This is a genomic window from Deltaproteobacteria bacterium, from assembly GCA_003194485.1.
Taxonomy (GTDB): Bacteria; Desulfobacterota; Dissulfuribacteria; order Dissulfuribacterales; family UBA3076; genus UBA3076.
Map to the genome: position 1 here is coordinate 86232 of PQXD01000007.1, position 18767 is coordinate 104998.

The window sequence follows — 18767 nt, forward strand, 5'->3', positions numbered from 1 at the left end:
TTTATTTTTCCATGCGCCAGGTCTAAAACCTTCGCCTTTCAGGCGAAAGGCTTCAGCAGTTAAGGGATCGTGGTAAACTTGCTCATGGGAGGTTATCGCCATAAGCAAAGAATATCGCAAGGGGCCTCACACGATCTATGATATCCAGTATCATTTCGTATGGGTTACGAAATATCGTTATCATGTTTTGAAAGGAGAAGTGGCTTTTAGAACCAGGGAGATAATCCGTCAGACTTGTGAGGCCCGCAATATTACAATTCTTAATGGTCATGTTAGCAGGGATCATGTTCATCTGCATGTTTCATGTCCTCCAGAACTTGCTCCGAGCAAGATAGTTCAATATGTGAAAGGACGAAGTTCTCGACTGATTCAGCAAGAATTTCCGCATTTGCGTAAGAGATATTGGGGAAGGCATCTTTGGGCTCGCGGCTATTTTTGTGCAACAGTTGGGAATGTTACAGAAAAAATGATAGCCGCTTATATTGCAAGCCAAGAAAAGGCGAGCCCTAAAGAGGCCTTCACTATTGCTAATGACTAAAGATTGAACCATGTTAGACTTTCAGTCGTATAAGAAATCTACCTGCTTTCAGCAGGTAGTGGTTTAATTGTATTGACACCCCCTGATGTATTTCTTATAGTTTATAAAAATAGCTCATAGGAAAACAGGTTCAGCAACCATATGGGGGCGAACCGGATTCGACGGGGGTATGGAAGCTTAAGTGGCGTGTCGGGGTCCTGCAACCTCGCAAAAATGCAGGAAAAACACAAACGCCGACTCTGAATACGAGTACGCACTGGCCGCTTAAACCGGTCACATCTAACCTGATTTGCCTGTGAATCGGGATTAGGTGTAAATTCAGCAGGCTAGCTTCCTCTGGGTGCTTGACCCTTTGGGAGCAAAAATTCTTCAAGCTAGTCTGATTCGACTCTGCCTGGGTGAGGCAGATCAGGCAAAAATAAAAAACCCAGGCTACGCACGTAGATGCTTAAGTGGAATGCTTTCGGACGCGGGTTCGATTCCCGCCGCCTCCACCATTGAAATTTGAACGAACTGGTCCAAATGTTGCGGGCGGCATGTCGGAAGGTTCGTTTTTCTTTTTGTAGCAAGGGGTTACGGCATCCGTAAAGGCCCGTAGCTTCTCAATCCATCACCCAGTTTTAGGAAAATCTCCATAATTTTCCCTCTCTTTGCCACCTTCTTTCTCCGTTTTCTTAAATCCCTTCTCTGTAGCTCGTTCGGTTGTGTAATTCTCTTCAAATCGGGCTATTAGGCAATGCCCATCTTATTAAGCCAGAAAAAACCAACAGGACGCGGTTCGAAAACGCCTGAAGCACTCAAAGTTTCGAACCAAAAGTCGCTCGCAGGAATCGGAAATGGGGCTCATTTCGATTTCTCGAGGTTGGATAACCTGCGCCTGCATTGTCAACTATTATATCGGTAGAGCAATTACTTATTTTTTCTTGACACTAAAAGCGTCGTGATGTATATTATTAAATAAGTATACAAATTACCGACATTAGGAGTGAATGGCGAAAGCTACTTTAAAGGCAGTTGCTGACATCCAGGTGGGATACCAGGCTAAGGCCCGGATTAAAAAGAGGGCGCAAGGCACGCACCGCCTGATCCAAAGCAAGGATTTCGATTCTTTCCATAGGTTGCGATCCGAGAACCTGACGACCTTTTTCCCTGAGCGAAGGCCCGAAATTTACTCAGTCCGTAAAGGAGATATACTATTTCAGGCTCGTGGGGTGGTGCATTTTGCCTACTGTATTGAAGACGACCTGAAGGATACCCTTGCCGCAGGTTCTTTCTACATTCTTCATTTAAGGCACGAAAACATGCTCCCGCAATATCTGGCGTGGTGGCTGAATCAGGCCCCTGCGCAAGCCTACTTTCAGTCACAGGCACGTGGGGCCGGAATCTCTTTTATTTCCAAAAGCACCCTTTCCCGCCTGCAAGTCCAGATCCCGCCCATTTCCGTTCAGAAAAAAGTGGTAAAGATCGTAACGTTAGCCAGGCACGAGCAATTCCTTCTGGACAGGCTTTCGGAGCGCAGGTCGCGTCTTGCCAGAGCAGTTTGCATGAAGGCAATTTATGATGAATAACGAACCACGAAACACACGAAACAATTTTTAATTATATTTTCGTGTGTTTCGTGGTTGAATAATAACGAATCAATGGACAGGAGAGATAAACGATGAGTCCTCATGTTTCCAAGAATGAAATCAATGATGTTGTCTGGCGGGCATGCGACACCTTCAGGGGCGCATTAGATCCTGCGGATTACAAGAATTACATCCTTACCATGCTGTTTATTAAGTACATGAGTGATCTTTGGAAGGACAAGAGGTCCGAGTACGGGAAAAAGTATAACGGCGATAAGGTTCGTGTGGCACGCGCCTTGAGCCGGGAACGTTTTGTGATCCCCACTGTTGAGCTGCGAGATAGCAAATCCGATGAAATAACTGACTCGTTTTCAGCCACTTTTAAAAACCTTTATGAACGTCGCGAGAGAAGCAATATAGGAGAACTCATTAATATTGTTTTGGAGCATATTGAGGATGCCAATAAGTCAAAACTTGAAAATGTGTTTCGCAACATTGACTTCAACAGCGAACCTGCCCTGGGACAGACTAAGGAACGCAACCGGCGCCTGAAAAATTTGTTAGAGGATTTTGCGGATGAGCGTTTAGATTTGCGCCCTTCACGCATCGGCAATCGTGATGTGATCGGCGATGTTTATGAGTACCTGATCGCCCGTTTTGCGGCCGGAGCGGGCAAGAAGGCCGGTGAGTTCTACACCCCGCCCGAAGTCTCCACACTGCTGGCCAAGTTGCTGGCTCCAAAGGACGGGGACCGCATCTGTGATCCCGCCTGCGGATCAGGATCGCTCCTTATCAAGGTAGGTCAGGAGGTCGGCAGCAAGAACTTCGCCCTTTTCGGGCAGGAGTCCAACGGCTCCACCTGGTCCCTATGCCGGATGAACATGTTCCTTCACGGGATGGATTCCGCCCGCATTGAATGGTGCGACACTATCAACAACCCCAAGTTGATCGAGAACGACGAACTGATGCGGTTCAACATCGTGGTTGCCAATCCTCCGTTCTCCCTGGATAAGTGGGGCCACGAAAATGCAAGTCACGACCGGTTCAATCGCTTCTGGCGGGGGATTCCCCCAAAGAGCAGGGGTGATTACGCCTTTATCAGTCACATGGTCGAAATAGCGCTTGAGGGTGAAGGCAAAGTGGGAGTCATTGTTCCCCATGGGGTCCTGTTCCGTAGCGGGGCGGAAGGCATCATCCGCAAGCATTTCATCGAGGAGAATATCCTTGAGGCGGTTATCGGGCTTCCAGCTCAACTTTTCTACGGCACAGGTATACCGGCGGCAATTCTCGTTTTCAACAAGGGTCGGAAATCCTGGGAGGAGGCAAAGAGTGAGCGGGACAAGCATGTCCTCTTTATTGACGCAAGCCGGGAGTTCGAGGACGGCAAAAAGCAGAACCGCCTGCGCGATGAGGATATCGAAAAGATCGTCTCGACGTTCCGGGAATTCAAGGAAGTCGAAAAATACTCGCACTTGGCTACGCTGGAAGAGATTCAGGAAGCCGAGTTCAACCTGAATATCCCCCGCTATGTTGATACCTTTGAGGAGGAAGAAGATGTCGATATTGCGGCGGTACAGAAGGAGATTCAGGAAATAGAGGCGGAACTGGCCGAGACGCAGAAGGAATTGAAGAGATATCTTGAGGAGCTTGGATTGTGAACCACGAACCACACGAAATACACGAAAAATATGAAAACTGATAAGATTCTCTATAAAGATGAGGTATTCCTGATCCAAGGTGCGGTATTCGAGGTTTACCGTGAAATGGGATGCGGTTTTCTGGAGGCAGTTTATCAGGAATGCCTGGAAAGAGAATTTCATTTTCGCAAAATTCCCTTTGAGGCACAAAAAGAGTTGCAATTGAAATATAAGGGGTCGGAGCTGAAACAGATATATAAACCGGATATTATTTGCTATGGAAAAATCATAGTGGAGTTGAAGGCAGTAAAAGAAGTGAACGCCGAACATCGGGCACAAGTATTTAATTATTTAAAGGCTACCGGATTGCTGGTCAATTTTGGACATTACCTCAAGGCAACGGTTGAAAGAATTATCTTGTGAACCACGAAACACACGAAGTACGCAAAAAGATCGCAAAAAACCGTTCGTGTATTTCGTGTGGTTCGTGGTTGAGGGGAAAAGATGAAGTTTGAAGAATTCAAAGCGGGTGTTTACCGGCAGCAATATCAGTACAAGGATTTTCTGCCTGCGAAAATCAACCATGAGTGGTCATGGGATGACCCCCGCATCAATGTGCTGTTGGAAAAGGCCACCAAATCCCTGGGAGAGCTGAATGCATTCACTCTGATAGTTCCGGATGTGGACCTGTTTATCCAAATGCACATCATCAAAGAGGCAAACACCTCCAGCCGTATCGAGGGAACCAAGACCGAAATGGATGAAGTGCTGCTCGATGAAAAGGAAATCCGGCCGGAACGGCGGGATGACTGGCATGAGGTGCAAAATTACGTTCGGGCCATGAATACAGCGATTGAGGAACTTAAAAGCTTGCCGCTGTCTTTGCGCCTGTTACGCCAAACCCATGCAATTCTCATGGAAGGCGTTCGGGGTAAACGGAAGACCCCGGGGGAATTTCGCCGCAGCCAGAACTGGATCGGCGGCGCCTCCCTTGCGGACGCGGTCTTCATTCCGCCGCATCACAATGACCTGCCAGAGTTGCTTGGTGACCTTGAAGTATTCTGGCACAATGAAAACATTCAGGTACCACATCTGATACGCATTGCCCTCAGCCACTATCAGTTTGAGACCATTCACCCGTTTTTAGACGGCAATGGCAGAATCGGCCGGTTATTAATCACCCTGTATCTGGTCAGTCATGGTCTGTTGGCAAAGCCATCGCTTTATCTGTCCGCGCATCTCGAAAAACACCGTACGGCCTATTATGACGCATTATCCAGAGTTCGCGAGGCCAATGATCTGGGCCACTGGTGCAGATTTTTTCTGCAGGCGGTCATTGAAACAGCAGAAAACGGTAAAGAAACTTTTCGGCGTATCCTTTCATTAAGGCAGGAAGTAGACCGGAAGGTCGTGACGCTTGGCCGCCGTGCGGAAAATGCCCGGAAACTGATTATACATTTATATCGGTATCCGGCGGTATCTGTCAACGAGGTGATGAAGTTGCAAAACATCAATAAAAATCCGGCACGTGACCTCATTGCCGCACTGGTAGACATTGGTGTTTTGGAAGAAATAACCGGTTACAGGAGAAACCGCATTTTTGTGTTCAAACAGTATCTGGACATTTTTATGGAGAAAAAATGACTTACAATGATTTATAGTTCATTTTTTTATCGCAAACTTGAACTATGGATTGTTGTAGGTCTATTTTAGATTGCATTTAAGGATAAATGATAGCGGGACCACGGGCAGGCGAAACGAAAATATATTGGGACATTCTCGAAGTTAGAAGGGTGAAAGGTGAAATGAGAAACGGGTGGATACCGGAGGAGTGGGAGTGTGATTGAGCGATTCCAGATATTGTCACTTGATGGCGGCGGCATCAAAGGTCTCTTTTCCGCTGCGGTACTCGCTTTTCTGGAAGAAGATCACGGCTTACGCATTGCAGATCATTTTGATCTGATCGTTGGCACTTCCACCGGTGGTATCATTGCTCTTGCTTTGGGCATGGGGATGCGTCCTCGGGAGATTGTGCGATTTTATATCCAAAAGGGACCGGAGATCTTTGTCGCCAACCGACTTTTTGGAATCAAACGTTTTTTTCGGAGCAAGTATGACAACGATGGCCTGGAAAGCGCTCTAAAAGACTGTTTCGGGGAAAAGCGGTTAGCTGATAGTGTAAAGCGTCTTGTAATTCCTTCTTACAACATTGGGGAAGACGATGTTTATCTCTTTAAAACGCCTCATCACGAGCGTTTGAAACGTGATTATAAAGTCCCGGTCTGGAAAGTCGCCCTGGCCACGAGTGCCGCTTCAACTTATTTCCCTTCGTGCCTAAAACTGGATCATATCAGGCTGGTTGATGGTGGCGTCTGGGCAAACAACCCAACCATGGTGGGAGTCATTGAGGCCATAAGCATGCTTGATGTGCCACTTGGCGCAATACGCGTGTTGAGTTTGGGAACAACAAACGCAGTGAAAGGACGATCCAGGAAGCTGGATCGGGGCGGGCTTTGGCAATGGAGGACTGAAGCGGTTGATGTCATTATGCGGGGCCAAAGCATAGGGGCATTCACCCAGGCCCAGCACCTTCTTGGTAGAGATAAAGTAGTCAGGATGGACCCCAAGGTTCCGGACGGGTTGTTTGCACTGGACAAACTATCTGAAGAAGAGCTTTTGGGTAAGGCTGCTCACGAGAGCCGCCATTTTTTGCCTCAATTCAAGGAGGAATTTGCTGAGCACATAGCTCCAGAGTTTCGGCCATTGCATGTAGCGTCAGGAGATTACAAGAATGGATAGAACCACCATCCGAGATCAATTCAGTAAATTCCTCCAGCATCTGGCGGAGTCGCTGGACATTTCCGAGAGCCGCTACAAGCAGGCGGAAGAACGTTACCAGGCAGTTGGAAATTGGCTGGCAAGGGATGAGTCCATTGTCGCCAAATACAGTCCAGATATTTATCCGCAAGGATCTTTTCGTCTTGGCACAGTCATCAAACCCATTACCGATGCGGAAGAATACGATATTGATCTCGTTTGCGAATTAAGCCTTACAAAGGATCAGCTCAGCCAGAAGCAGTTAAAGGGTGTGGTCGGATACGAAATCAAAGGTTACGCCCGCGCCAACAAAATGAAGTCCCCGCCGGAAAACGGCAGGCGTTGCTGGACGCTGAACTATGCTGATGGCGCTCAATTTCACATGGATATTCTGCCCGCTCTTCCGGATGGAGACTCGTTCCGTTTATTTTTGGAAAATAAAGGATTTTCTGCAGCCTGGACTGACCTGGCCATTGCCATTACAGACAACACCCACCAAAACTATGAGCGAATCGATGACGACTGGCTGCGCAGCAACCCCAAAGGATACGCGGAGTGGTTTAAGGAGTGTATGAAGGTTCAGTTCAATGCCCGGCGCATGCTTCTGGCTGAATCAATCCGCGCTGACGTTGAGAAGGTCCCGGAGTACAAAGTCAAGACACCTCTCCAACGAGCTATCCAGATACTCAAACGCCACCGTGACATCATGTTCGCCGATGATCAGGATGACAAACCGATCTCCGTCATCATTACCACCCTGGCCGCCCATGCCTACAACAACGAGGCGGATCTTCTGGATACCCTGGTCAATATAGTGGACGGCATGCCCAGATATATCCAAACGAGAAACGGTGTTTCCTGGGTGCCGAATCCGGTGAATCCGACCGAAAATTTCGCCGATAAGTGGCAGAATCACCCACAACGGGAAGTTAAATTCAGACAATGGCTTAAGCAAGTGCGTGCTGACCTGAACACGGTGTTACGTTCGGGAAATATCCGGGCCATTGGAGAATACCTGAAGCCGCGTCTTGGTGAAAAGATTATCAATGAGGCGTTGCAGCATTTTTCAAAAACAAACACCGGCAAGGCCGCCGGTCTTGTTATCGGTAGAACAAGGCCGCTTACTCGATTTGATGTTCCTCATAGACAACTGCCGATGTGGCCTTTGGTACTAAAAGGCAATGTAACCGTTACTGGTTGGTTTTCAAGAGATGGCTCCCGATCTCAGCACTTTCAAAGTGGAGATAGGTTGTCTAAACATTGCTTACTCAGATTTAAGGCAAAAACAAATATATCCTGGCCTTATAAAGTTTACTGGCAGGTCGTGAATACTGATGAGGAAGCAAGGGCCGCCAATTGTCTACGTGGTGGATTCTATGACGGAATCATTGAAAAAGGCGGCCGTGTCCGGAAAGAAGGTACACTTTACACCGGCATGCATTGGATTGAGTGCTTTATTATCAAGAATGGCGTCTGCGTAGCCCGTAGCGGGGAATTTGTGGTTAATATCAAGTAGACAGGATTAGAGAATAACGAGAAAGCGAAATATGAGCAAGCGGAACGAAAACAGACCGGGGTATAAAAAAACCAAAGTCGGGTGGATACCCGAGGATTGGGAGTGTCTTACAATCAAAGAGGTTTGCTCGCAACCTGTTTCAGGTTTTAGCGCAAAAGGCAATGCTGAAGCGGTTTCACCGAATGATTCTAACATTGGTGTTTTGAGACTCAGTTGCATAATAGAAGGATATTTCAATTCATATGAAAACAAAAAGGTCGTACAAGCTGACATTCCAAAGGTCAAAACTCCAATTTCCAAGGACACAATGCTGATTAGCCGTTCAAATACTGAAGAACTTGTTGGCGTAGTTTGTTATGTAGAAAAAGATTATCCGAATCTGTTTCTTTCAGATTTGATATGGCAAGTCTCAGCGAAAAGTTCAGAAATTCTAAGTATTCGCTGGCTCACCAATCTTCTTCTGACAAAAGAGTACAGACGAAAAATTGCTGCTCGTGCTAATGGCACAAGTGGCAGCATGAAAAAAATTACAAAAGGCGGGTTCCTAACTCTACCGATTCCCCTCCCCCCTCTCCCCGAACAGAAAAAAATAGCTGGAATCCTTTCCGTCTGGGACCGGGCTATTGAGCAGGTGGGCAAGCTGATTGACGCCAAACTGCGGCTGAAAAAGGGGCTGATGCAGCAGCTTTTGACTGGTCGGATGCGGTTTCCAGAGTTTAACCACGAAACACACGAAAGACACGAAAAGGACAAAGGTGAGCTGCCGGAGGGGTGGAAAAAAAGCAAACTTGGATGGATTCCTGAGGAGTGGGAAATCTGTCCGGTAAGACAGTTTGGAACGGTTACAACAGGCAATACACCTTCGAAAAAAGAACCGGAAAATTACGGGAAGGGAATACCATGGTGTACAGCTGTTGATATGGAACATAAATATATAGTCCAAACAGAAGTAGAGCTTTCAGAAATAGGTGCCCAAAAAGCTCGAATTCTACCCTCAGGAGCAGTTTTGATTACCTGTATAGCATCAATAGGAAAAAATGCCATCGCAAAAGTAGCATTAGCGACTAACCAGCAAATAAATGCCGTGATAGTTAATAATCATAATGACAATGAATTTTTCTATTATGCCGCATGCCAAAATGAACATCGAATGTTGCGTTATGCAGGACAAACTGCTGTTCCCATTCTCAACAAATCAGAATTTGAAAATATGCTATTTATTCGCCCCCATCTTTCCGAACAACGCCGTATTGCCTCAGTCCTTTCCACCTGTGATAAGGAGATCGAACTACTGAAGAAAAAACAGGAAAAACTGAAGGAGCAGAGAAAGGGGCTGATGCAGAAGCTGCTGACAGGGGAAGTGAGAGTGAAAGCGGATGGGGCAGTGATTTAAAAAATGTCAATCCCTTTTAGCGATTACATTATCTTTGCGGATGAAAGCGGTGATCACGGACTTATTCCAATTGATGAGCAGTATCCTGTATTTGCGTTGGTGTTTTGTATTGTATGGAAGGAGGACTATATCAGAAGCATTGTTCCTGCAATGCAATGTTTAAGAATGGAGATATGGGGTCATGACCAGATCATTTTCCACGAACACGATATCCGTAAAGAGAAAGGCCCGTTCAAACTGTTGAGAACTGACAGAGAATTGAGGGAGCGGTTTCTGGAAGAACTGACGAGCATTATCGCCGAGGCCAATATAAAGCTGATCCTCTCTGTAATTGACAAGAAACGGCTTAAAGAGCGGTATGCCAACCCCTACAACCCATACGAGGTTGCCATGCTTTTTTGCATGGAGCGGACACTCTCATTTCTATGTCGGCAGAATGAAACTGGTAAACGTATTTTTGTCCTGTTTGAAAGTCGCGGCAGGAGAGAAGACCGGGAATTGGAACTGGAATTTCGGCGTATTTGCGATAACCGAAGCAACTGGGGCTATAAGCGGCCGGATTTTCAACAGATGTATTTTGAACATATATTTGTGGATAAGAAGAGTAATACCACGGGACTGCAATTGGCTGATCTGGTTGTTCGACCGCTGGCCTTGCGTTACCTACGGCCAGGACAGGAAAATAGGGCTGTTTCGGTTATAGAAGATAAGATTTTAAGTTCAAAGGTTTTCCCATAAAAAAACAAAAGGACCTCGGAGCAAGTCCAAAGTCCTTTTGTCGACCGGGTAAAGCCCAATCCTTTAACTAAATTATAAACAAAATGAAAGTTGGATGCAACAAAATGATTTTAGAAAAAGGCCTGCTCGGACGGCAGACCCATCTCCTTCGGCTCTTACACCCGGTCGGGATGGCCGATGAGTATCTTTACAATATTATTATCGGCCATCGCTTGTCAAGCATTAATAAAAAAAGATGGCACAGGCGGTTCGCGCCCCCCATGTTTAACCATATGATTCTACAGAAATTATTAACCGGTGAAATCAGGGTTAAAATATGATGGGACCGGGTAATCACAAATTGGATAACATTAAAATATCGGGCAACCACAGGGTGATGGACAACCACAGAAAATCGGGCAACCACAGGGGGTTGCCCCTACGGCGGCGGAAAAACCGCCGATCCATCCGATTGCGGGGATATGATTATTCAAAATCCGGCGCATATTTTGTGACGATATGCACGCAGAACCGCGCGTGTTTGTTTGGGGAAATTATTGACCGGGAAATGGGATTGAATGATGCGGGCGGAATGATTCAAACCGTTTGGGATGAAATACCGGAATATTATACCGGCGTTGATATTGACGCATTTCAAATCATGCCGAACCACATTCACGGCATCATTGTCATCGTAGGGGCAGGCCCCTGTGCCTGCCCTGAAACCGAAACAATCCCCTGTGCCTGCCCTGACAATATATTGCAACCCCGCGATAAATTGCAATTCTGCGATACCGTGCAAAAACAAAATTCAGAACACCCACATAATTTCGGGCAACCACAGGGTGAGGGGCAACCACAGAAAATCGGGCAACCACAGAAAATCGGGCAACCACAGGGGGTTGCCCCTACGTTGTCATTGCCGGATGTGATTCACCGGTTCAAAACAATGACGACGAAACGATATGTGGACGGTGTCAAACAAAACGTATGGCCGCGATTTAATGGCAAATTATGGCAACGCAATTATTGGGAACACATTATCCGTAATGAATCAGAATTAAATCGTATTCGGCAATATATCATCGAAAACCCCGTGAAATGGGAATTCGACCGCAATAATCCTGGCCGTAATATGGATGCGGTTCGTGAACCATGTATCGGGCCAGACAAAGGCGGCCGACGGGAGGTACGGGATGACTGAATTTGTAAAATCTCCGCGATACACCGAAGACGCCATCTCCCAGCTCCCCGCCTTGCACCTGCTGCAGAATCTGGGATGGCAATACCTCTCGCCGGATGAGGCACTAAAACTTCGGGGCGGCAAACTGTCCAACGTGCTCCTGGAGGGTATTCTTGTCCCCTGGCTGCGGAAACACAACCGAGTCAGATTCAAGGGCAAGGAGCTGCCGTTTACCGAGGGCAATATCTTAAGCGCTCTGCAGGCACTGAAAGAAATCCCATTCGACGGACTGGTGCGTACAAATGAGAAGATTTACGACCTGCTTTGCCTGGGAAAAAGCCTGCAGCAATCAGTGGACGGCGATATCAAGAGTTTTACCCTGCACTACATCGACTGGGAACATCCCGAGAACAACGTCTTTCATGTCACGGAAGAGTTTGCCGTCGAGCGGACCGGCAGTCACCAGACCCGCAGGCCGGATATCATACTCTTTGTAAATGGCATTCCCTTTTGCGTGATCGAATGCAAGTCGCCGCACATTAAGGACCCGATAGGCGAGGCCATCTCCCAGCAGATACGCAACCAGAAGGATGATGAAATTCCCCACCTGTTTCTGTATTCGCAGCTACTTCTGGCGTTGTCCAAAAATGAGGCCAAGTACGCAACCACGGGAACACCGGCGAAGTTTTGGTCTGTCTGGCGGGAAGAAGGCACCCGTTTTGAACAGGAATTGCAACGCCTTGTGAGTATTTCTCTGGCGGAAGAACAGGTAGACAGGCTGTTCATGGAAAACCAATGGATGGTGCGGGAGAGGCCAGTTGAATACGGTACGCTTGAGCGGCTGGTCACCGAGCAGGACCGTACTCTTTACGCGCTGTGCCGTCCTGAAAGACTCCTTGAATTGACCTACCGCTTTATTCTGTTTGATGCCGGTGTCAAGAAGATCGCACGATATCAGCAGTATTTCTGCGTGAAGAAGATTATAGAGCGCATCCGGCTCCGTGACCGTGACGGCCTGCCTGTGCATGACCGCACGCAGACAGGGTGGCGACGCGCCTGCCTGTGCGGGCAGCAAACCGCACGCAGACAGGGTGGCGTAGTTTGGCACACCCAGGGCAGCGGCAAGTCGCTGACTATGGTGCTGCTCGCCAAGTCAATTGCCCTGTGTCCCGACATCTCCGACTACAAGATCGTTCTGGTTACCGACCGGGTTGATCTGGACGACCAGATCTACAGGACCTTCCATCATTGCGGCAAAGAGGTGGAGCAGGCCAGAACCGGCAAGCACCTGTCGGATATGCTGAAAGATAACAAGCAACGCATTATTACTACGATTATTGACAAGTTTGAAGCGGCGGTCGGTCGTCACGCCGTACGCAATGATGATCCCAACATCTTTGTCCTGGTGGATGAGGGGCATCGAGGACAGTACGGTCCGCGTCATGCCAAAATGCGCCGGGTGCTGCCCAATGCCTGTTACATCGGATTCACAGGCACACCGGTCATGAAGAAGGATAAAAACACGGTCGAGAAGTTCGGCGGGTTGATTGATATCTATACCATCGACCGGGCGGTGGCAGACAAGGCTGTTGTACCCCTTTTATATGAGGGCAGGCATGTTGAACAGTATGTTGATTCAAAGGGGATAGATGCCTGGTTTGATAAGATCACGGCAAATCTCAGTAAGGAGCAGGCTGCGGACCTGAAAAAGAAATTCTCCACCACTGATCAGTTGAACAAGGCTGCACAGAAGGTTATGGCCATTGCCTGGGATATTAGTGAACATTTTCGCGACAACTGGCAGGGGACGGGTTTTAAGGGGCAGTTGGTGGCACAGGACAAGGCCACTGCATTGCTCTATAAAAAGTATCTGGATGAATTCGGCATGGTCTCAAGCGAAGTGCTGATTTCGGGCCCTGATGAACGGGAAGGAGAAGAGGATCTGTATAAAGAGAATAAACTGGCCGTGCAGCGTTTCTGGAAAGCGACCATCAGCAAGTTCGGCAGCGAACGAGAGTATAACAAGCAGGTCATCAACGCGTTTACAAACGCGGAACATCCTGAAATCATCATTGTGGTGGACAAACTGCTCGTCGGATTTGACGCTCCCCGGAATACGATTCTTTACCTGACTCGCAAATTTAAAGATCATACCTTGCTGCAGGCCATAGCCAGGGTCAACCGGCTGTGTGACGGCAAGGAATTTGGATATATTCTCGATTATCGTGGGGTTTTGGAAAACCTCGACCACGCGCTTGACCTCTACAGCACTTTACCTGAGTTTGATGCCCAAGACATTAAGGATATTCTTACTGATGTGAGCGTGGAGACAGCAACGCTCCCCCAGAAGCACTCGATCCTGTGGGATACATTTAAAGAAGTTAAGAACAGGCAGGATGAGGAAGAGTACGAACTGCTGCTCGCAGATGAAGAGCTGCGCGCGAAATTTTATGAACGTTTGTCAGCCTTTTCAAAAACTCTTGCCATAGCCCTGTCCAGTGTCAAGTTTCTGGAGGAAACCGGGCCGGAAAAGTTGAACCGTTATCGGGCAGATCTGAAATTTTTCTCCAAGCTCCGGGCTGCGGTAAGGCGGCGATATGCGGAGGTCGTGGATTTTGGCGAATACGAACCAAAGATCCAGAAGCTTTTAGACACTCATGTCGGAACCGGAGAGGTAGAGAGAATTACCCCGCTGGTTAATATCTTTGACAAGGATGCCTTTGCCAAGGAAGTGGAGAAACTTCCGAATGCTGCGGCCAAAGCCGACACAATAGCCCATCGTACCGCCCGAACAATCCATGACCGCATGCAGGAAGATCCAGCTTTTTACAAGCGGTTTTCCGAATTGCTAAGGGAGACGATTGCGGCTTTCAGGGAAGAGCGGATCAAGGCAAACGAGTATCTCAGGAAGGTTACGGAGATTATGAACGCTGTGCTCAACCGTACCGGGGACCGCATTCCGGATAAACTCCAAAGTCATGACGTTGCCAAGGCTTATTTTGGAACGCTTAAGGAAATCCTCGCACGGTTTGATAGTAGTGAAACGAAATTCGAAGACGCTCTTGCAGGCGCTGCGCTGGCTATAGATGAAGTCGTTGAACGAAATCGTATTGTTAATTGGACCAGTGACATAGACACGCAAAATCGTATGAGGAACGAGATCGAAGACCTTCTTTTCGACTTCAAAGATCAAACCGGCATCGAAATTACGTTCGAGGAGATAGATGCGATTATGGAACAGTGTCTGGATATTGCCAGGGTCAGGAGAAAATAAACCACGAACCACACGAAATGCAACGACGCTTTTTTATTTTTGTGTGTTTTGTGTATTTCGTGGTTAGAAATCATGACAGATATCTGCCTAACATATGGAAAAAGACAGCTCGTTGTTGATGTTGTGACGGGCGATCGCAAACGCCTTTCCGTTACGGTGCATCCAGACCTCCGAATCATAGCAAAAGCACCTGCCGGATATGAACTGAAAGTTATTCGTCAGCGATTGGAAAAGCGGGCGTCGTGGATAGCCCGGCAGCTTGATTTTTTTGAGCGGTTTCAGCCCCTGCCCCCGGAGTGCAAATTTGTCTCTGGTGAAACTCACTATTATTTAGGCCGACAATATCGTTTGAGAGTACGGCATGGCAAGATAGCCCGAGTGCGGCTGATCGGTCGTTTTTTTGAAATGGAATTGCCTGATCCAAACAAAAGAGAAAAAGCCAGAGCACTTATGCTCAATTGGTACTTGGCACACGCCAAGAACTTGCTCTCGAGGCGGCTTGCTCAGTACCTGCCGACCTTTGTGAGGATGGGAGCATCGGAACCGGAAGTGCGCTACCGCCGCATGAAGAAACGATGGGGTAGCTGTTCCGGTAATGGCGTCATCATGTTGAGTACTGAGCTCGTCAAGGCCCCGATCCACTGCATCGATTATGTGATCATACATGAACTGTGTCATCTGCTCTATCCACACCATGATAAAAAATTTTACCACCTTCTCGGGCGAATTCTGCCGGACTGGGAAAAACGCAAGGAACGTCTGGAAAAAGTGGTAATCTGAGGAGTAACTATAATGAGCTTCCGCTTTTGGCGAAGAATTAGGATTGCACCAGGAGTGACCCTGAACTTGAGCAAGTCGGGTGGATCGCTCTCGTTCGGGCCACGAGGTGCGAAGTTCACCGTTGGGTCCTGCGGGAAACGGGGTACAGTATAGATATTCCTATACATGACTCTTCTATGCGATAAATCGGATGACACTAGGAGCGCACACGCATGAGTGATGCCATTCTACCCAAACCGCATATCCCTCCGGGGCTACGTGAGGCAGCTGAGCGCGGCACACTGGTCCCGTTTATAGGCGCAGGTGCCTCGCGCCTGGCCGGTTGCCCCGGCTGGAACGAGTTCGCCGATGGTATGCTCCTCCAACTGGTGGAGCAGGGAAAGCTAACCCACGCCGAGCTCGCCCAGATCAAAGTGCTTCCCTCGCGCGTCAAACTTTCCCTTGTGCGCACGCTCGCCGATGAACACCGGGTATTCATCGACTACAAAAAACTATTTCATCCCTCTGGTAAGCCTGATCATGCCAAGGGGCAGAAGCTATACACTCTACTGTCGAAGCTCGCCAAAACCTTTGTTACCACCAATTACGATGAATGGTTGGATACTGACTGGGCCACTCCTGAGCTCGCAGACCATGAAGTCAATGGTCTTACGCCACCCACAATTCCCAAGCCAAGAAAAATATTCATCATGTTCATAAGTTTATCCCAGCTCGCTTGAACGAGTCAAACTGCGTGATCCACCTGCACGGGGCGCTTTGCGAACCGGACGGCATGATCCTGACCACCGGGGATTATGTGCGTCATTATGCCAACGACCGTGATGCTGCAAACGACCCGGAAAAGGAAAACCGCGTACTGACGTTTCTTGAGTACCTTTTTGCGCACAGGACGGCACTGTTTATAGGCTACGGATTGGAAGAACTGGAGATCCTAGAGTACATCATACTCAAAGCGCGCTTTACAGAGGGCCTCCGAGACGAGGTCCGCCATTACCTTCTGCAGGGTTTTTTCAGTCATGAGCAGCATCTCATGCGAGGACTAAAACGCTATTATCTGGAATGTGGTATCGAGCTACTTCCTTTTTCCAGGGATCAGAAAAATTGGGATCAACTCCTGGATGTATTGGAGCACCTTTCTCAGGCTTTACAAGCCAAGACTCCTCTGGCCCTAGAAGAATTCCACGATATGGAGGAGCTACTGGATGACTAAGCTCACTGCAAAGGAGGAATCTTTCATCAAATTGATGAAGAAAAACCCTGAGCACGCCCAGCGAGGCTTCCGCTTACTGTTAGAGAGGCGCGAGGACTTCGAAATCTTTTTTGACGTCTTACAGGAAGAGTGTTTCTTTGATCCAAAGCAAAACCCCGCCCCACAACCTGCTGACGAACCGGGGTACGTCCGGATTCCGTACTGGGCTGCGCTGGACTATTTAGCGGCGGTTGCAAAACGGGCAGACGAGAGACACGATCTTTTATTGGCGAACAAGGTGATGCAGGTGGTGCGCAACGTAAGCCGAGCGCAGGAGCCGGACGGCAGCGATCGGGACAACTATCATACATGGCGAATGTTTGCGGATATTCTTGGGTTGCTTCCCACAACTGCTGTTACAAAGGACGATCTCGATTTGATCCCGATCTGGCTCAAGAGCCGCTATGATCGGAGTCTTGTGGCATATGCCTTGAGTAAGGGGTTATTGCAACGTTCTCTTGAGAACGAACAGCCGGAAGCCCGGAGCAAGGCCTGCGTGATACTGCGCCATTGCACCGCCATCGAATGGGTCGATGAGACAAGTTACGGTAAAACCGGAAAAAAACCTATGACAATCGTCGATGATTACCACTTGAAGAAAATTATCGATCATCATGCGCGTACGCTTGGCGCAAAAACAGGCAGGAACGCTTGCAAGCTATTTCTTGAAAGAGTACAAGAGGTATTTGGTCATGTAGAACACAAACTGCCAAGCTGGCTTTTCCGGCCCGCAGTAGAGGAACACCCACAAAATCATTCCTGGAAATCAGCAGAGAATATCTTTGTCGTGGGGCTTCGAGACGTGTTGCTTGGATGGCTTGACCATGCCCCATCTGATGCCAGGGCTTTCATCAAGAGCTTACTGCAGAACGAATTGGAAATCGTACGCCGCATCGCCATTTATCTTCTAAATGTACGATGGGACGTATTGGGGCAGGATTATGCGCTTTTGCTGGATACCGCCAACCCCTTCGACACCGGCCATCTGCATGAACTGTATGGCTTATTGAGAAATCATTTCGCGGAGATGCCCCAGGAGCAGAAGGAAGCGACGCTGGAAGCCATCCGCAGCCTCCCGCAACCCACCAAGGGAGAAGATCGAGAACGTCACTTGAGACACATACGCAATTGGCTTTCGGCATTGGTAGGAAAGGGTTATAAACCAGCAGATACATGGTTCCAAGAGCTTGATTCAGATCTCCAACTGGGACGACTCAGTGAGCATCCGGATTTTCACACCTATATGGAGTCGTCGTTGGGGCCAGGCCCAAGCCCCTACCGGGTCGAAGAGTTGATTCTTTTCGCGGACGATGGTAGCTTGGTTGCAAAGCTTAACGCCTTCGAGCAGATGAATCACTGGGGTACTGTCAACTTTTTTGTGTGAATTTCTCATAGGCCAATTCTTTGAGAAAAGGCAGGTTGTTACGCACTTTTCCTATTGGGTTTGATCTCCAATGCAATTCCATTCTCAGAGAGATAAAGGCCAGGAGACGGTAACAGGCAGTCTCACCAGCGATGATCTCCATAGGTTTCGTTCTGCGTTTAAATTCCTTGTTTAGTCTCTCTATGATATTAGTGGTCCGTAGAGATATCCATTCCTCTTCAGGAAAGCTGAAAAAGGTCAGGCAGGCATTGATGGATCTCTCAAGACAGGATACAGCAGAAGGAATGGTATCCTTCCATTTCTTTTTAAACTGCTCGAAAAACTCCATGGCTTTCTTTCTTGAAGAGGCATAGAAGATGGACCTTAAATCATCCGCTACTTCTCCCTTGAGCTTCTTGGGTACCTTGGCCAATACGTTCCTGGCCACATGGACTTGACAACGTTGTACCTTTGCCGAAGGGAACTCTTGCTTGAATACGGCCTCAAGGCCAGGCAGGCCATCCATGATGCCCAGGGTGACGTTCTGGGGATCAAGACCCCTTACCTTCAAATCCTTGAAGAACTCACGCCAGTTAGAGGCCGACTCCTTATCACCGGACTGGAGACCTAATACCAACCTGTGACCTGCTTTTGTAACACCAATAGCTGCCAGAATCGGAACGGTCTCAATGTCCCGAGCAATGCGCATGTTAAAATTGACTCCATCAATAA

17 protein-coding genes, 1 other RNA gene and 1 pseudogene are annotated in these 18767 nt (G+C 48.1%); 18 read left to right on the top strand and 1 reads right to left on the bottom strand.

What is annotated here, in order from left to right:
• The first annotated feature begins 100 nt into the window (after window positions 1-100).
• The 18 genes and pseudogenes from C4B57_05690 (at window position 101) to C4B57_05775 (ending at window position 18056) form a co-directional block, all read left to right on the top strand.
• The gene (locus tag C4B57_05690) at window positions 101-538 is read left to right on the top strand and encodes an IS200/IS605 family transposase (protein PXF54816.1); all 438 of its coding nucleotides are present in this window, start codon (window positions 101-103) and stop codon (window positions 536-538) included.
• A gap of 143 nt (window positions 539-681) precedes the next feature.
• Window positions 682-1035: a transfer-messenger RNA gene (ssrA, locus tag C4B57_05695) on the top strand.
• 492 nt (window positions 1036-1527) lie between these two features.
• Complete coding sequence (locus tag C4B57_05700) at window positions 1528-2106, top strand: hypothetical protein (GenBank protein ID PXF54817.1); 579 nt, start codon at window positions 1528-1530, stop codon at window positions 2104-2106.
• A 92-nt stretch (window positions 2107-2198) separates the two neighbouring features.
• Window positions 2199-3764: a type I restriction-modification system subunit M gene (locus C4B57_05705; protein ID PXF54818.1), complete on the top strand. Its 1566-nt coding sequence runs from the start codon at window positions 2199-2201 to the stop codon at window positions 3762-3764.
• 30 nt (window positions 3765-3794) lie between these two features.
• Window positions 3795-4166: a GxxExxY protein gene (locus tag C4B57_05710; GenBank protein PXF54819.1), complete on the top strand. Its 372-nt coding sequence runs from the start codon at window positions 3795-3797 to the stop codon at window positions 4164-4166.
• 81 nt (window positions 4167-4247) lie between these two features.
• Window positions 4248-5387 carry a cell filamentation protein Fic gene (locus tag C4B57_05715; protein PXF54820.1) on the top strand — a complete coding sequence of 380 codons (1140 nt, stop codon included), beginning with the start codon at window positions 4248-4250 and terminating at the stop codon, window positions 5385-5387.
• Window positions 5388-5585: 198 nt separating this feature from the next.
• Window positions 5586-6542, top strand: a complete 957-nt coding sequence (locus tag C4B57_05720) for a patatin (protein ID PXF54862.1) — start codon at window positions 5586-5588, stop codon at window positions 6540-6542.
• The gene (locus C4B57_05725) at window positions 6535-8076 is read left to right on the top strand and encodes a nucleotidyltransferase (protein ID PXF54821.1); all 1542 of its coding nucleotides are present in this window, start codon (window positions 6535-6537) and stop codon (window positions 8074-8076) included. Before C4B57_05720 ends, C4B57_05725 begins: the two co-directional genes overlap by 8 nt.
• A gap of 31 nt (window positions 8077-8107) precedes the next feature.
• Window positions 8108-9469 carry a hypothetical protein gene (locus C4B57_05730; GenBank protein PXF54822.1) on the top strand — a complete coding sequence of 454 codons (1362 nt, stop codon included), beginning with the start codon at window positions 8108-8110 and terminating at the stop codon, window positions 9467-9469.
• A gap of 3 nt (window positions 9470-9472) precedes the next feature.
• Entirely contained in the window at window positions 9473-10207 is a 735-nt protein-coding gene (locus C4B57_05735) for a DUF3800 domain-containing protein (protein PXF54823.1), read from the top strand.
• Between the two features lie 83 nt (window positions 10208-10290).
• Entirely contained in the window at window positions 10291-10527 is a 237-nt protein-coding gene (locus C4B57_05740) for a hypothetical protein (protein ID PXF54824.1), read from the top strand.
• A 56-nt stretch (window positions 10528-10583) separates the two neighbouring features.
• Window positions 10584-11303, top strand: a pseudogene (locus tag C4B57_05745) (hypothetical protein).
• 79 nt (window positions 11304-11382) lie between these two features.
• Window positions 11383-14643 (top strand): restriction endonuclease subunit R, encoded by a 3261-nt coding sequence (locus C4B57_05750; GenBank protein ID PXF54825.1) that lies wholly within the window; start codon window positions 11383-11385, stop codon window positions 14641-14643.
• 72 nt (window positions 14644-14715) lie between these two features.
• On the top strand, window positions 14716-15423 hold the full coding sequence (locus tag C4B57_05755; GenBank protein ID PXF54826.1) for a M48 family peptidase: 708 nt from the start codon (window positions 14716-14718) through the stop codon (window positions 15421-15423).
• A gap of 12 nt (window positions 15424-15435) precedes the next feature.
• On the top strand, window positions 15436-15576 hold the full coding sequence (locus tag C4B57_05760) for a hypothetical protein (protein ID PXF54827.1): 141 nt from the start codon (window positions 15436-15438) through the stop codon (window positions 15574-15576).
• A 59-nt stretch (window positions 15577-15635) separates the two neighbouring features.
• Complete coding sequence (locus C4B57_05765) at window positions 15636-16142, top strand: hypothetical protein (GenBank protein PXF54828.1); 507 nt, start codon at window positions 15636-15638, stop codon at window positions 16140-16142.
• The gene (locus tag C4B57_05770; GenBank protein ID PXF54829.1) at window positions 16106-16633 is read left to right on the top strand and encodes a hypothetical protein; all 528 of its coding nucleotides are present in this window, start codon (window positions 16106-16108) and stop codon (window positions 16631-16633) included. The genes C4B57_05765 and C4B57_05770 overlap by 37 nt, the downstream gene beginning before the upstream one ends.
• Window positions 16626-18056, top strand: a complete 1431-nt coding sequence (locus C4B57_05775) for a hypothetical protein (protein ID PXF54830.1) — start codon at window positions 16626-16628, stop codon at window positions 18054-18056. The genes C4B57_05770 and C4B57_05775 overlap by 8 nt, the downstream gene beginning before the upstream one ends.
• On the opposite strand, the gene C4B57_05780 is transcribed toward C4B57_05775, so the two are convergent.
• Window positions 18040-18767 (bottom strand): IS256 family transposase (locus C4B57_05780; protein ID PXF54831.1); only part of this gene is annotated, 728 nt, incomplete at its 5' end. The two genes, C4B57_05775 and C4B57_05780, sit on opposite strands and share 17 nt — an antisense overlap.